This is a genomic window from Enteractinococcus helveticum, assembly GCF_001657475.1.
Lineage (GTDB): Bacteria > Actinomycetota > Actinomycetes > Actinomycetales > Micrococcaceae > Yaniella > Yaniella helvetica.
This window is the reverse complement of record NZ_LXEY01000021.1, coordinates 178,661-192,501: the sequence shown is the minus strand read 5'-3', so window position 1 is coordinate 192,501 and position 13,841 is coordinate 178,661. Positions and strand designations below refer to the sequence as shown.

The window sequence follows — 13,841 nt, the reverse complement described above, 5'->3', positions numbered from 1 at the left end:
GCTGCGGACTGCCGCACGAGCAGTCATACGCGTGGCTGAGTGACCACCACCTTGCCGGACCTACCCTGTGTCAAAAGGCGATTGGCCACTGTTGGTGGCACGTACGTGATTTTACCGGTCCTGGTAGCCCCACACCGATCGCGACAATATCGAAAGACTCCACTACAAGAGTCGAACCGTTGCCAGAAGATTCATGTTTCATCGATTCCACTCTATGACGTTGCCGACAAAACCGGACTCGTTTACCGCAGGTTTAGGATTCGTTGACCCGGCAGGCCCTAACCGTCTACCAGCCACTGTTAATCTCAACAGCTATGTCCATCAGACCGCCGGCCACCAAGGCCGATCCAGAACAACGCACCCCGGTTGTTCGCCACACCGCGCAACAGCATAAGCAAGCTCGTCGAGCACGTTCCAGAAAAAACTGGACGACCTTCTTACTTTTTGCCGGGCCAAATATTGCCCTGATCCTGTTGTTCATCTACTACCCGTTAATCGCCAACGTTCGCTACTCGCTGCTCAACTGGCGCCTTGGGTCCGACACGGCCACGTTTATTGGCCTGGAGAACTACACCCAATTCTTCACCTCGGCGACCGGGCTGGAAGTCTGGCGCGTCACGATCATCTTCACCGTGGCCACCGTGGTTGGATCAATGGTTCTGGGCCTGCTGCTAGCCGTGGTGTTGAACCGAAAACTGCCCGGTCGTACCGTCGTGCGCACCGCAGTGTTCTCACCCTATGTGCTCTCCGGTGTGGGTATCGGCTTGGTGTGGAGCTTCATCTTCGACCCCAATCTGGGGGTGCTCAGCCACGTATTTGCCTACTTCGGGCAAAACTCGCCCGAATGGTTCTTGGATCCAGATCTGGCCTTGTTGATGGTCATCATCGTCTACATCTGGAAGAACCTAGGGTACTGTGCCGTCATCTTTCTGGCCGGGCTGCAGTCCATTCCCAACGATCTGCTCGAAGCCGCAGCCATCGACCGTGCCGGCGCCGTCCGCACATTTTTCAAGGTCACCCTGCCACTGGTGAGCCCCACCATGCTCTTCATTCTGATCACCAGCATCCTGTCATCCATGCAGGCATTCGACGTGCTGCGCATCATGACCCCATCCGGTAACGGTACCAACACCATCTTGTTTGAGGTCTACCTGCAGTCCTTCGGTGCCTACCAGCGCGCCGGCTACTCCGCTGCCATCTCCGTGGTGCTATTCGTCGTGTTGTTTCTGGTCACATTCATCCAGATCCGGTTCGTGGAGAAGAAGGTGCACTACGCATGAAACGCGCCCTGACCCCTCGCAACCTCGCCTCGGCCATCGCCGGCGGGTATCTGCCCATGCTGCTGGCCCTCCTCATCGTCGTATTGCCGCTGTTGTGGATGGTGATCTCATCGTTCAAACCCGTGGCCGAAATCGTCACGACCGCACCGACCTTCCTTCCCGGTGATCCAACGTTAGAAAATTACGACCAGGTCGCCGAGCGCGTAACCCTGGGCCAAGTGTTTTTGAACTCGATCATCACCACCGCGGTCGGGTCGTGTATCAAGGTCCTACTGGCCATCACCACCGCCTATGCGCTGGTCTTCATTAACGTCCGATTCAAAAACGTCATCTTTTTGGGCATCCTGGTCGCCCTGATGGTCCCACCGGAAGTCGCGATCCTACCCAACTACCTGACCATCTCAGCCTTAGGCGGGCGCAACACCCTGTGGGGCATCATCCTGCCCGGCCTGGGCACCGCCTTTGGCACGTTCTTATTGCGCCAGCAATTTAAAACGGTGCCGTATGCTCTGGTCGAAGCCGCCGAACTCGACGGGGCCGGTCACTGGAAACGCCTCTGGACTGTGCTGGTACCCGTGACCATGCCCACCATTGCCACCGTGTCGCTGGTGACCATCGTCAATGAATGGAACAACTTCTTGTGGCCGCTGATCATCGTCGACTCGGCCGACAAAATGACCCTGCCGGTCGGCTTGAACCTGCTGAACTCGATTGAATCATCCACCGGATCCTACGGCGTGCTCATGGCCGGTGCTGTGTTAGTCATTATCCCCGTACTCATCATCTTCGCTGCCCTGCAGCGCTACATCGTGGCCGGCCTGACTCAGGGCGCGGTCAAATAACCACCGAAGACACCACACCCCATCACCGAGAGGAACCCCAAACATGTCTACTTTCTTCACCGGCCGCAAGCGGCTGGCCACCGGCGCGATCTTCGCCGCCTCCGCACTACTCTTTACCGCGTGCGGCCCATCCACCGGAAGCACCGGCGACGACGCCGAAGCGGCTGCAGCCGATATTTCCGGGGTCGAACCAGCCGATTCGATCACCTTCTGGTCCAACCACCCCGGCGGCTCAATCGACATCGAACGCGAACTGATCGCAGCCTTCGAAGAAGAAACCGGCATCAGCGTGGAACTGGTCACCGCCGGCGCCAACTACGAAGAAGTCTCCGAACGCTTTCAAACCGCCCAGGCCTCCGGTGACGTCGGCGACGTCGTCGTATTATCCGATGCCACCTGGTTCACCAACTACCTCAACGGCTCGCTGGCACCAGTGGACCCACTATTTGAAGAAATCGGCGCCGACACCTCGACCTACCAGGACGCCCTGTACGGCGACTACCTGTATGAAGGCTCCCACTACGGCGCCCCATACGCACGTTCCACCCCGTTGTTCTACTACAACGCCGACCACTACGAAGCAGCCGGCCTGACTGACGCCCCAGAAACCTGGGAAGACGTCGAAGAACACTCCACCGCCCTCGCCGATGCTGACACCGGCGCCTCACCATTTGGTTTCCCACCCCAAGCCGAATACCCAGCCTGGACCATGTCCAACCTCATCTGGGCTAACGGTGGCGCCTGGAGCAACGACTGGGACTTCTCCGCCGTCTCCTCCGATGAAACAGTCGAAGCCCTGGAATTCGCCCAGGACGCCGTAGATGAAGGCTGGGCCACCGTCGTCTCCGGCGACCCCGGGACCGACTTCTCCGCAGGTGCTGTCAGCCAGGTTGTTGCCTCAACCGGTTCGCTGTCGGGCATCCTGGAAACCGCTGACTTCGAAGTTGGCGTTGGCTTCTTGCCACTGGGCTCAACCGGTGACAACGCCGTGGTCCCAACCGGTGGTGCCGGCCTGAGCATCGCCGAAAAAGCCCCGGCCGAAAACAAAGTCGCTGCCGCAATGTTCATCGATTTTGTTACCAACGCCGAAAACACCGCCACCTTCTCCGCAGGCACCGGCTACCTGCCAGTGCGCACCGATGCTGACATGTCTGACGTCTACGCCGAGACCCCGGCCTTCGAAGTTGCCGTCAACCAGCTAGAAAACGCCCGCTCCCAAGACTTCGCCCGCGTCTTTTTGCCTGGCGGTGACCTCAACCTGTCCCAGACCCTGCAGAGCATTCTGACCACCGATGCCGATGTCGACGAAACCCTCACCGAGCTTCAAACCACGCTCCAGGGTCTCTACGACTCCGACCTGGCCCCAGTGCTGGACAACTAACTCACAAAAACACCACATCACGGCGGGGACGACAACAGTTGTCCCCGCCGCTAGCCCGCAAGGAGAACGCTCACAATGCGCGTCAGCCTGTCAAACGTCGGTCTGCGCTATCCCGGCGCCACACGCAACGCGGTCCAAGACATCAACTTGGCGATCAACGACGGCGAATTCCTCGTCCTCGTTGGCCCGTCCGGCTGCGGCAAATCCACCACCCTGCGCATGCTGGCGGGTCTGGAACTGCCCACCGAAGGCACCGTGGCATTTGATAACGACGACGTCACCACCGTGCCCGCCGCCGAACGCGACATTGCCATGGTGTTCCAAAACTACGCGCTCTACCCGCACATGAGTGTTGCCGGCAACATGGAGTTTGCGCTAAAGAACGCCAAGATGCCCAGAGACGAACGCACCGCGCGCATCCAAAAAGCCGCCGAACTGCTGGACATCGACCAGTACCTGGACCGCAAACCGCGCCAACTGTCCGGCGGTCAGCGCCAACGCGTGGCCATGGGCCGAGCCATCGTGCGCAACCCGCAAGTCTTTCTCATGGACGAACCGTTATCCAACCTGGATGCCAAACTGCGCGTGCAAACCCGCGGCCAAATCCTCCAGCTGCAACGCAACCTGGGGGTCACCACCGTCTACGTCACCCACGACCAAACCGAAGCTATGACCATGGGCGACCGCGTCGTCGTCATGAATGCAGGCCGCATCGAACAGGTCGGCCGTCCCAAAGACCTCTATAACCGCCCCGAAACGCTCTTCGTCGCAAGCTTCATCGGCTCACCAACCATGAACCTGATGCCCGGCACACTCGAGTCCAACGGCACCGGCCGCTTCGTGCGCGTCGGACGCAACCTCGTGCCCGTCCCGGCCGAGCTGGAATTTTCCCACGACGACGTCGTTGTCGGTGTTCGACCCGAAGACCTCTTCGTGCCAGAAGAGGCGGTCGTCGACGCCGGGTCAGACTCCGACCGCATCACCATGGACATCAAACTCGTCGAATCCGTGGGGTCCGATACCTACGTGTACGGTTCGGTTCATGGCTCACCAGAGGGTACCCAAATGGTGGCCCGGATCGGTAAAGACCAAGATCCAGCGGCCGGTGAGCGCATCTCACTGCTCGCCGATCGCCAGCGCGTGTTGTTCTTTGACGCCAAGACCGAAAAACTCATCGGTGCAGGAGCATAAGCCAGCATCTTCAAGAAGCGTCTAGCAATGAGCGCATAGAATTGCTAGGAATAAGGTCAGGGGAGCACACGCCCCCTGACCTTTGCTATTTGCTCCAGGAGACACGATCCCATGACCCAATCAGCTGGCACCTTGGACGTCATCGATATTCCCGAACACTGTGGCAATGCACCACGCAAAGCGGTGATACGGGACTTTCTCATCGCGCTGTGTCAACGCGACATACCGCAAGTACAAGAAAGCTTGAAAGACGATGTTGACTGGGACATCCTTGGGCCAGCCCAGTTGCAGGGCGGGGACGACTCCACCTCGTGGGTGGAATCCCAACCGTCAGCAACAGCCTTGCACCTACACACCGTGATTACCCACGGCACTGACTGTGGCGCAGATGGGCGCGTGACGTATACCGACGGCACGGAGATCGCGTTTAATCACGTCTTCATCTTTGCCGGACACTCCAAGACGGCCAAGATCAAAACGATCCGCAGCTATCTGGTTGAGATCAACAATAGGCGGTAACTCGCGAATTCGAGGTCACTGGGCTAGCATCGTATCGTGTGCAAAACACGTCCGGGACGACCCGGACGATGACCTCAGTGCCGGGACGGCCCGCAGAAATATTCTGGCCTCTTCATGACCTCTGCACTGCTTCGCAGCATTCTGACCCCCAGTGCCATACTGCAATTCATCATCGGTTGGGCGGCAGTAGTATTCTTCCGGCTCGGTTCAACATTTTTTCAACCACCCCAGAAAACGGTCGCGCTCGTGATCATCCTGGTGGCTATCGTCGCCGTCATTATTTGTGCTGCCTTCGGCGTGGTTACTCAGGCAGAACACCTAGCACGACGGCTCGGCGATCCCTACGGCACCCTGATTCTGACCATGTCGATCGTCATGATCGAAGTCATCTTGATTGCCGCCGTAATGCTGGGTCCCGGCGAACACCCAACGATTGCCCGCGACTCAGTCATGGCCGTGTCCATGATCATTCTGAACCTCGTGGTGGGCTTGGCACTGATCGTCGGCGGGTTGCGACACGCCAAACTGCGTGTCAATCGCACGGGTGTCGGGGCCTATCTCGGCATCTTGTTGCCGCTGCTCACCGTGGGGCTGGTGTTGCCAGCTTTCATCGGCGACGACGGCCAGTACTCGGTGGGTCAAGCTATCCCAATCGTGGCGATGACGATCCTGGTTTATGGGTTGTTCCTGTATTTCCAAACTGGACGCCAGCGCACAGATTTCCAAGAACCCACGGTTTCTGCGAATCTCGACCCGGCTGAGCGCGGCACTGTAACGACCGAGCAACGCTCCAGCATCGGTCAGATTCTTCGGGTACATCGAAGCGAAATCCTCGCCCGCACGCTACTACTCGTCGCCACCGTCCTACCCATCGTGCTGCTATCCCACGACATGGCCACCTACCTGGATACCCTGCTGGATCGGGCGGGCGCTCCCGTAGCACTGTCGGGCATTGTGATTGCCACGATCGTGTTCCTACCCGAAACCGTCACCACAGTGCGCGCGGCCGCCGCCGGGGAAATGCAACGCGTGAGCAATCTGTGCCACGGTGCATTGGTCTCCACGGTCGGCCTGACCATCCCGGTGGTCCTGATCATCGGGATGGTCACCGGTCAATCCGTGATTCTGGGTGAAAGCCCCGCGCACATGATATTGCTAGCGGTCAGCCTGCTGCTGACCTTCGCATCATTTTTGGGCGGACGTGCCACCGCCGTCCACGGCATGGCACACCTGATGATTTTTTCCGTCTACATCCTGACGCTGATGAGCTGATGCCGCATATCAACGCGTGCTACGCATGCGCCACAGCCATCGCCGTGCGCCTGGTAACATCCGCTTCAGACCTGCAATGCAACGCCACAACCACGTGAGGTAGTTTTCCCAAGTGTCACGACTCGTTTTTGAACCCATCACCCTGCGCGGCATGACAGCACGCAACCGACTGTGGGTTCCGCCGATGTGCCAATACAGCGTCGAAGCCCAAGACGGTGTGGCCACAGACTGGCACATGGTCCACCTGGGTGGCCTAGCCCGCGGGGGAGCAGGGGCCGTGATCGTCGAAGCCACCGCCGTCACGCCCGAAGGACGCATTTCTCCGCAAGACCTTGGCCTATGGAACGATGCACAACGCGACGCGCTGGCACCGACGGTTGCCTTCATGCAGTCACAAGGCGTCAAAGCCGGCATCCAGTTGGCCCACGCCGGACGAAAAGCCAGTACCTATCGAACATTCGAGCCTGACAAATCCGGCACCGTGCCAGTTGCCGACGGTGGCTGGGAAACCGTTGGCCCTTCTGCTCTGGCCTACCCAGAACTCGCTGTTCCCAAAGCCCTGGACCGCACCGGTATCGAAGAGCTCATCGCTGCGTTTCAGACCTCTGCGCGTCGTGCCGTGCAAGCAGGATTTGATTTCATCGAGATCCACGGGGCGCATGGCTACCTGTTACACGAATTCCTCTCGCCACTGAGCAATACCCGTGACGACGACCACGGCGGCTCGCTGGAAAACCGAGCACGATTCTTGCTGCAGGTTGTCGATGCCATCCGCAACGAGATCCCATCAGACATGCCGCTCCTGGTGCGCCTGTCTGCGGTGGACTGGATTGATGACGGGCTGACAATTGATGACACCGTCCAGGTTGTCCAATGGTTGAGCGAACACGGTGTGGACCTGATCGATGTGTCCTCGGGGTCAAACCTGCCCGCCAAAATCCCTGCCGGGCCTGGCTACCAGGTGAAATTTGCCGAAACCATCCGAGAGCGCACCGGCGTTCCCACCGCCGCAGTTGGTCTGATCACTCAACCATTCCAGGCCGAGCACATCCTGGCCACTGAGCAAGCCGACGTCGTGTTGGTAGGTCGCGAATCCCTACGTAATGCAGATTTCCCAATCCATGCCGCCCAGGTGTTGCGCCACAAGACCCCACCAACCCCGATCCAGTATCACCGGGCATATCGCTAGGCGGCCCCGGCCACGAGAGCTTCCAGCGCATCGGGGTCTGACAGGGTCACCGTGTCGTCGTCGACACTGATCAGTCCTTTGGTCCGAAGCCGTGCCAAGGCTCGGCTAAAGGACTCCGGCGTCGTCCCCAACAGGGACGCTACATCCTTTTTATCCAGGGGCAAACGCACCCGCATCGACTCGCTGGACTGACCGTCGCGTAGCAATGGCTGCTGGAGCAGATAATCCGCGATCCGCACGTCCACACTCTGGGTATTTAACGTCAGTTGATGTTCGGTCTGTGCCAGTCGCTCACCCAGGGTGACCAGCATGCGATGGGCAATGTCGGGGTAGCGCTGAATCAGACCTGCCAGATCATCATGGACAAATACACATAACCGGGTGCCATCCATGGCCTCGGCTTCATCAAGTGTGGGGCTGCTCGTCAAGAACGCATGCTCGCCCACGGTCTCGCCGGGCTGTGCCACCCGGATCAATAATTTCCTGCCGGTCGGTAAGACTCGATGCAATTTCACTTGCCCCGAATGCACCACGAACATCTTGCCCGTGCGTTCCCCAACGCGGTGGACGAGTTCGCCGTCATCTAAAAACTGCGGGCGCGCCATGGTCGCCACTAAATCTTGTTGGGTCGCAGTCAGCCCGGCAAAAATCGGAACTCGACGAACACAGTTGTCGTCGTGGACAGTAATATCTCGAATCGGTAATTCCCGCATGCTGACAGGCTACAACAGCCCAGCACATCCGGCTTGACGTTCGTCAAGGCTCTTTGATCAGCCACCGGATAATCTAAAGATAAATCCTCAGAAGTTGAGGAAAAGAATTCGAAAGTATGTGGAAAGGAACACACCATGACCACCCCAAACACTCACACTCTGCTTCGTGCCGAAGGCTTCTCCTGCCCATCATGTGTCACCAAGATCGAAAAGCGCGTCAGCAAACTCCCCGGCGTCAACGACGTCACCGTGCATTTCGCCAGCTCGCGCATCGAAGTTGACCATGACGAGGCGCAATCCTCGGTGGATGATCTGGTCGATGCGGTAGCCAAAGCGGGCTACACCGCGAAACCATCAGCGTTCTAACAACCAATCTCGGGTGGCTTGCTCAACCAGCTAGCCACCCGATTTCTGACTACACACTGTTGACTTACTACGAAAGGGGCGAGGAACTTGCACAAGCTTCAAGCATGGTTGCGCGGGAAATGGGCCATCCCGGCCATCTCAGGGTTGTTGATCATCGCATCATTTGCGGTTGAGCACCTGGCCGACGGCGCATTCAACGTTATCTTTGGACCACGCTGGTGGGTAGATGCCGGCGCTCACGCACACCATGGCCTAGATGAATTCACCTTGGCAAACCTCTTCATGCTCATTGCAGCTGTGGTAGCCGGCTATCAAATTCTTATCTCGGCAGTTCGAGCGCTCAGCACCAAGATGATCAGTATTGACCTGCTCGTTTCCGTCGCTGCCATCGGTGCGATTATCATCGGGAACTTCTGGGAAGCCGCCGCCGTCACCTTCTTATTCTCGATTGGTCATGCTCTTGAGGCTGGCACCATGAATAAGACTCGTTCCGCCCTGGCCGAATTGGTCGCGGTCGCTCCAGATACCGCGGTAGTACTACGTGAGGGAACGCAATATGAAATCCCTGCACACGAGGTAGCAAGCGGCGAAACCGTGTTAGTCAAAAACGGTGCCAAAGTACCGGTCGATGGCGTAGTGCTTGCCGGAACCGGTTCGATCGATGAAGCCTCGATCACCGGCGAATCCATTCCTGTTGAAAAATCCCAAGGGGACTTAGTGTATGCGGGGACCATTTCAAACGGAGGGTTTCTCCAGGTTGAGGCCACCGGCATTGGTGCCGATACCACCTTGGCACGCATCATTCACCGGGTCGAAGAAGCCCAAGACGCGAAGGCAAAGACCCAAGCGTTTATTGACCGGTTTTCTACGTGGTACACCCCGGCGGTCATGATTCTGGCACTACTTGCCGGACTGATCACCCAGGACGTCGTGTTGGCACTGACCTTATTAGTGATCGGTTGCCCGGGTGCCCTCGTCATTTCGATTCCCGTCGCGATCGTGGCCGGTATCGGTCGAGCCGCACGCAACGGCATCCTGATCAAGGGTGGCGAGTACCTGGAGACCTCCGGGAAGATCTCTGCGGTCGCTGTAGATAAGACCGGTACGCTGACCGCAGGAAAGCCCAAACTCACTGATGTGTTCGTGCTGAGCCCCACTATGACGAAGGACGAGGTCTTGGCGTGGGCTGCCGCCGCCGAAGCGGGTTCTGAGCACCCGCTGGCAACCCCGATTCTGCAGGCCGCAGCCGAACACGGTGTAGCACCAGTAAACCTACCGGAAGATGTCACACCAGTGGTCGGTAAAGGTGTTGTCGCTGACGTTGACGGTCACCAGATTCTGATCGGAAACCCAGCCCTTATGGCTGACCATGAGGTCGAGGGACTGCTCGAAGCGACAGCTGCGGCAGATTCTTTTGCAAGCGCGGGGAAGACTCCGATGATCGTCGCCGTCGATGAGCACATCATTGGCGTCGTCGCCGTGGCAGATCAAATCCGGGCAGATGCCCCTGCGATGATCGCGCAACTTCACGATGCAGGCGTATCGAAAGTCGTCATGCTCACCGGTGACACCCATCTAGTGGCCGAAGCCATTGGGAAAGCCACCGGGATCGACGAAATTCATGCCTCGTTACTTCCAGAAGACAAACTCGATGCGGTCGTGGAACTGCAGCAACAGGGTCACACCGTGGCAATGGTTGGTGACGGCGTCAACGACGCACCTGCCCTTGCGACAGCAGACATCGGTGTTGCCATGGGTGCTGCCGGTTCGGCAGTGGCCATTGAAACAGCAGATATTGCCCTGATGGGGGATAACCTGCTGAAACTGCCCGAGGCCATCAGCCTCGCCAAGCGCACCAACCGCGTGATGAAACAAAACATCGTCATCGCACTGGCCACGGTGGCCGTGCTGCTGGTCGGTGTCTTTGCCGGCAACGTCACCATGGCACTTGGCATGCTGGTCCACGAAGGATCGGTACTGATCGTCATCCTCAACGCCATGCGGCTGCTGCGAAACGGTCGCCAGTCCGGATCGCACCAGGCGGCACAGGTCCAAGACCTGCCCACCAGTACCGACAAGGCACAAGCCTCACAGATCTCATAGATCACGGCTCGGAGCACTCCACAGGTCGATGCCCTTTCAACGAACCGTTGAGAGGGCTTCGACCTGCTGATGTATTGGCGGCCGATTGAACAGTCCGCCAGGGTTGTTGACCTTCACACTGTGTCAAGGTGTTGACTGGCCACTGGAGGTAGATACCAATGACCAATACACCAAACGTGATGAGTCTTGCCGACAGGCTGCAGAGCGGTCTGGACAGCCACAACCCATCCACTCGATTACAAGCCGCCTTGACGGCAGGCACCACGCCTGATCCAACCTTTATTACCATCCTGATGCGTCACGTCGCGGCCGAATCCGACTTCTTCGTTCGTGACATGATCACCTGGGCGCTCACCCGCCACGATCACGACCAGGTCGTCCCGCACCTCGTCGCAGCCCTGAGCTCACCGGTGGCCCAGGCACAAAGTCAGGCCCTGCACACGCTGTCGAAACTCGGCGAACCCACCACCTGGCAAGCCATCACCACAGACCATCTGGTCGCTGATGACGACGAGGTCGCCAGAACCGCATGGCGCACCGCAGCAGGTCTTGTACCCCCTGAACAACAGCTCAATTTGGCTAGCATCCTCGCCACCCAATTTGGTCGCGGCGACCACGACGTACAGCGCAGCCTCAGTGCCGCTTTTGTCACGCTGGGTGATCCAGTATCGTCGGTCATAGAACAAGCCCAGCACAGCGATGATGCCCGGGTGCGGATTCATGCAACAGCGACGCTATTACTCATGGCCAATCCGGAGGCCGCCTTCGAAACGCTCCTGGACCAAGCCCAACGTGTCGAAGAAGAACATTCGGGATCACCACGCAAGGAGTAAATCATGCTGATCGGTGAGGTTGCCGAACGATCCGGCATCAGCACTCGCATGCTGCGACACTACGAGTCCCTCGGGCTGGTATCTGCTTCCACCCGAACCTCAAACGGATACCGAAGCTACTCCTCGGATGACATTCGTCGTCTCTTTCAAGTCGAAGCCCTGCGTTCGCTGGGTCTCGGGCTTCGAGAGATCGCCGACATCATCGACAATCTCACCTTTGATGCCCAAGCCACACTTGACGGGCTCCTTCAACGCACCGAAGACAGCATCGCCCAGCAGCAAGCCCTGCGCGACCACCTGCTGAGCATCAAAGACAGCGAGCCCGCCGACTGGTCCGACGTCTTAGGGACCATCGATCTGATGCACGGACTCAACACCACCAACCCATCCGAACGCCTCCGCCTCGCGCTCTCCCTACAAGCACCAGAGCACTCGCGCAACGTGACCGTGCTGATTGACGCAGCCCTGCAAGAAACCGACACCAACGCCGCCGGGGCGCTGGACTGGACGCTGGTACAGATCGGCGACGAGGCCATCCCACCCGTCCAACAAGCACTGCAAGCGCCCAGTGCTCAGCGACGTCACCGTGCCGTGACCATTTTGTCGAAGCTCGGATCGGCTGCCGCAAATACTGCGTTAGCCGACGCCTACCCGCACGCCGATCCGTTCGTGCACCGCCGAGCAGCCCTTGCCCATGCACGCCGAGGTGGCCATAGTGCGATCCCAACACTGGTGGATCTGATCGTCGACGGTGACGACGACGTTGAAGCCGCCGAGGTACTGGCTGAACTATGTGCAGCCTTTGGACTCACCGACGAGGTCATTGCGGCAATCGGCAACGCTCTGACACTCGTGGATCCCGCAGCTCGGCAACGACTGGCTGCTGCCTTAGCCGAGATTGCCAGCGAATCGGCGATGCATGTACTTTGCGGCATGACCAATGACCAGGATCGCGGTGTTGCCTTGACGGCCAAGCACCTTCTGCAGCAGCATTCCTAGTCCCAGGTCCCAATGTGACCAACCGTAAGCGCCCCAACCTTGGAATCCCGGTATGCGCATTGACTAGCATGAGAATGGTTGGATAAATCATGCAACCATTGATGACCAGAGCATTGGCTCTATGAAGGAGTTCAGCATGAAAGCTTGGCATTTCCACGGAACCGGTAAACCATTTGAACGCGTTGACATCGACGAGCCAAAAGCCTCGGCGGGCAAGGTTGTCATCGATGTGCAGGCCGCAGGCCTGTGCCACTCCGACGTCGGTATTCTCGAAGATGAAGGCTGGATGGGCCTGATGAAAGAGATGCCGGTTGTGCCAGGCCACGAAACCTCCGGCACTGTTTCCGAGGTTGGCGAAGGCGTCACCGACTGGAAAGTCGGCGATAAAGTCGCTGTTTGGCCAATGATCGGCCCATTCGGCTACGGCGTCAACGGTGGCTGGGAAGCTAAAGCCGAAGTCGACCCAGATCAGCTGGTCGCCATGCCAGAAGGCATTTCCTTTGAACAAGCCGCTGCTGCCACCGACGCCGGGATGACGTCCGCCGGAGCAGTCTTCGGCAAAGGCCGCGTCAAAGCCGGCATGAAGGTCGGCATCATCGGATTTGGTGGACTCGGCCAGATCGGTGCCCGTTTGGCACACCTCGAAGGTGCCGAAGTTTATGTTGCCGAGATTAAAGAAGAGGTCTGGGACCAGGCCAAAGCTGGCGGTGCGGTCAAAGTCGCCAAATCGATCTCCGAATTCAAAGACGATGAACTCGATGTCATCATCGACTTCGCCGGATTCGGTACCACCACCAATGAAGCCGTTCAGACCGTAAAATTCCAGGGCCGCGTTGTGCTGGTCGGCATGGGCAAACTTGAAGCCAACATCGACACCAACGCCATGATTCTCGGCCAGGTCGAACTGGTCGGATCCAACGGTGGCTCCAAAGATGACATCGCTTCCGTCATGAAATGGATCGCATCCGGTGATCTAGAGCCAACGTTGACGCTGATTGATTTTGAAGAAATCGCCGACGGCGTTGATCGCCTCAAGCGCGGCGAAGTGACCGGCCGACTCGTCGCAAAGGTCGCCGAGTAAGTCTGTAACCCACTGTGGCTTCAGCGCCATTACCGACGGTCGGCTTCGGTAGTGGCGCTGAATGCATTGTTC

At 58.5% G+C, this 13,841-nt stretch carries 13 protein-coding genes; 12 read left to right on the top strand and 1 reads right to left on the bottom strand.

The window, feature by feature from the left end; translation table 11 throughout:
* Nucleotides 1-314 precede the first annotated feature (314 nt).
* From A6F49_RS11345 to A6F49_RS11315, 7 genes are all read left to right on the top strand, one after another.
* Nucleotides 315-1,280, top strand: a complete 966-nt coding sequence (locus A6F49_RS11345) for a carbohydrate ABC transporter permease (RefSeq protein WP_043058495.1) — start codon at nucleotides 315-317, stop codon at nucleotides 1,278-1,280.
* Nucleotides 1,277-2,122 carry a carbohydrate ABC transporter permease gene (locus A6F49_RS11340; RefSeq protein ID WP_043058379.1) on the top strand — a complete coding sequence of 282 codons (846 nt, stop codon included), beginning with the start codon at nucleotides 1,277-1,279 and terminating at the stop codon, nucleotides 2,120-2,122. Before A6F49_RS11345 ends, A6F49_RS11340 begins: the two co-directional genes overlap by 4 nt.
* 43 nt (nucleotides 2,123-2,165) lie before the next feature.
* Entirely contained in the window at nucleotides 2,166-3,503 is a 1,338-nt protein-coding gene (locus A6F49_RS11335; protein ID WP_043058378.1) for an ABC transporter substrate-binding protein, read from the top strand.
* Between the two features lie 75 nt (nucleotides 3,504-3,578).
* Nucleotides 3,579-4,694, top strand: a complete 1,116-nt coding sequence (locus tag A6F49_RS11330) for an ABC transporter ATP-binding protein (RefSeq protein WP_043058377.1) — start codon at nucleotides 3,579-3,581, stop codon at nucleotides 4,692-4,694.
* 111 nt (nucleotides 4,695-4,805) lie between these two features.
* Nucleotides 4,806-5,213, top strand: coding sequence for a hypothetical protein (locus tag A6F49_RS11325; RefSeq protein ID WP_043058376.1), 408 nt, complete (start codon nucleotides 4,806-4,808; stop codon nucleotides 5,211-5,213).
* A 114-nt stretch (nucleotides 5,214-5,327) separates the two neighbouring features.
* Nucleotides 5,328-6,485: a calcium:proton antiporter gene (locus A6F49_RS11320; RefSeq protein ID WP_043058375.1), complete on the top strand. Its 1,158-nt coding sequence runs from the start codon at nucleotides 5,328-5,330 to the stop codon at nucleotides 6,483-6,485.
* Nucleotides 6,486-6,597: 112 nt separating this feature from the next.
* On the top strand, nucleotides 6,598-7,674 hold the full coding sequence (locus A6F49_RS11315) for an NADH:flavin oxidoreductase/NADH oxidase (protein ID WP_082911750.1): 1,077 nt from the start codon (nucleotides 6,598-6,600) through the stop codon (nucleotides 7,672-7,674).
* On the opposite strand, the gene A6F49_RS11310 is transcribed toward A6F49_RS11315, so the two are convergent.
* Nucleotides 7,671-8,387: a Crp/Fnr family transcriptional regulator gene (locus tag A6F49_RS11310; protein WP_043058374.1), complete on the bottom strand. Its 717-nt coding sequence runs from the start codon at nucleotides 8,385-8,387 to the stop codon at nucleotides 7,671-7,673. The two genes, A6F49_RS11315 and A6F49_RS11310, sit on opposite strands and share 4 nt — an antisense overlap.
* A 135-nt stretch (nucleotides 8,388-8,522) precedes the next feature.
* Between A6F49_RS11310 and A6F49_RS11305 the strand changes: the two genes are divergently transcribed.
* The 5 genes from A6F49_RS11305 to A6F49_RS11285 all read left to right on the top strand — a co-directional run bounded on the left by A6F49_RS11305 (nucleotide 8,523) and on the right by A6F49_RS11285 (nucleotide 13,769).
* Nucleotides 8,523-8,753, top strand: a complete 231-nt coding sequence (locus tag A6F49_RS11305) for a heavy-metal-associated domain-containing protein (RefSeq protein WP_043058373.1) — start codon at nucleotides 8,523-8,525, stop codon at nucleotides 8,751-8,753.
* A gap of 87 nt (nucleotides 8,754-8,840) precedes the next feature.
* Nucleotides 8,841-10,856, top strand: a complete 2,016-nt coding sequence (locus tag A6F49_RS11300; RefSeq protein ID WP_043058372.1) for a heavy metal translocating P-type ATPase — start codon at nucleotides 8,841-8,843, stop codon at nucleotides 10,854-10,856.
* A 158-nt stretch (nucleotides 10,857-11,014) separates the two neighbouring features.
* The gene (locus tag A6F49_RS11295; RefSeq protein WP_052504935.1) at nucleotides 11,015-11,689 is read left to right on the top strand and encodes a HEAT repeat domain-containing protein; all 675 of its coding nucleotides are present in this window, start codon (nucleotides 11,015-11,017) and stop codon (nucleotides 11,687-11,689) included.
* A 3-nt stretch (nucleotides 11,690-11,692) separates the two neighbouring features.
* The gene (locus A6F49_RS11290) at nucleotides 11,693-12,688 is read left to right on the top strand and encodes a MerR family DNA-binding transcriptional regulator (protein ID WP_043058371.1); all 996 of its coding nucleotides are present in this window, start codon (nucleotides 11,693-11,695) and stop codon (nucleotides 12,686-12,688) included.
* A 136-nt stretch (nucleotides 12,689-12,824) separates the two neighbouring features.
* Entirely contained in the window at nucleotides 12,825-13,769 is a 945-nt protein-coding gene (locus A6F49_RS11285) for a zinc-binding dehydrogenase (RefSeq protein ID WP_043058370.1), read from the top strand.
* Nucleotides 13,770-13,841 lie beyond the last annotated feature (72 nt).

Coding starts and splice junctions, on each gene's coding strand:
- A6F49_RS11345 (WP_043058495.1), top strand. CDS start 315: ATGTCCATCAGACCGCCGGCCACCAAGGCCGATCCAGAACAACGCACC.
- A6F49_RS11285 (WP_043058370.1), top strand. CDS start 12,825: ATGAAAGCTTGGCATTTCCACGGAACCGGTAAACCATTTGAACGCGTT.
- A6F49_RS11340 (WP_043058379.1), top strand. CDS start 1,277: ATGAAACGCGCCCTGACCCCTCGCAACCTCGCCTCGGCCATCGCCGGC.
- A6F49_RS11305 (WP_043058373.1), top strand. CDS start 8,523: ATGACCACCCCAAACACTCACACTCTGCTTCGTGCCGAAGGCTTCTCC.
- A6F49_RS11310 (WP_043058374.1), bottom strand. CDS start 8,387: ATGCGGGAATTACCGATTCGAGATATTACTGTCCACGACGACAACTGT.
- A6F49_RS11295 (WP_052504935.1), top strand. CDS start 11,015: ATGACCAATACACCAAACGTGATGAGTCTTGCCGACAGGCTGCAGAGC.
- A6F49_RS11335 (WP_043058378.1), top strand. CDS start 2,166: ATGTCTACTTTCTTCACCGGCCGCAAGCGGCTGGCCACCGGCGCGATC.
- A6F49_RS11330 (WP_043058377.1), top strand. CDS start 3,579: ATGCGCGTCAGCCTGTCAAACGTCGGTCTGCGCTATCCCGGCGCCACA.
- A6F49_RS11325 (WP_043058376.1), top strand. CDS start 4,806: ATGACCCAATCAGCTGGCACCTTGGACGTCATCGATATTCCCGAACAC.
- A6F49_RS11290 (WP_043058371.1), top strand. CDS start 11,693: ATGCTGATCGGTGAGGTTGCCGAACGATCCGGCATCAGCACTCGCATG.
- A6F49_RS11320 (WP_043058375.1), top strand. CDS start 5,328: ATGACCTCTGCACTGCTTCGCAGCATTCTGACCCCCAGTGCCATACTG.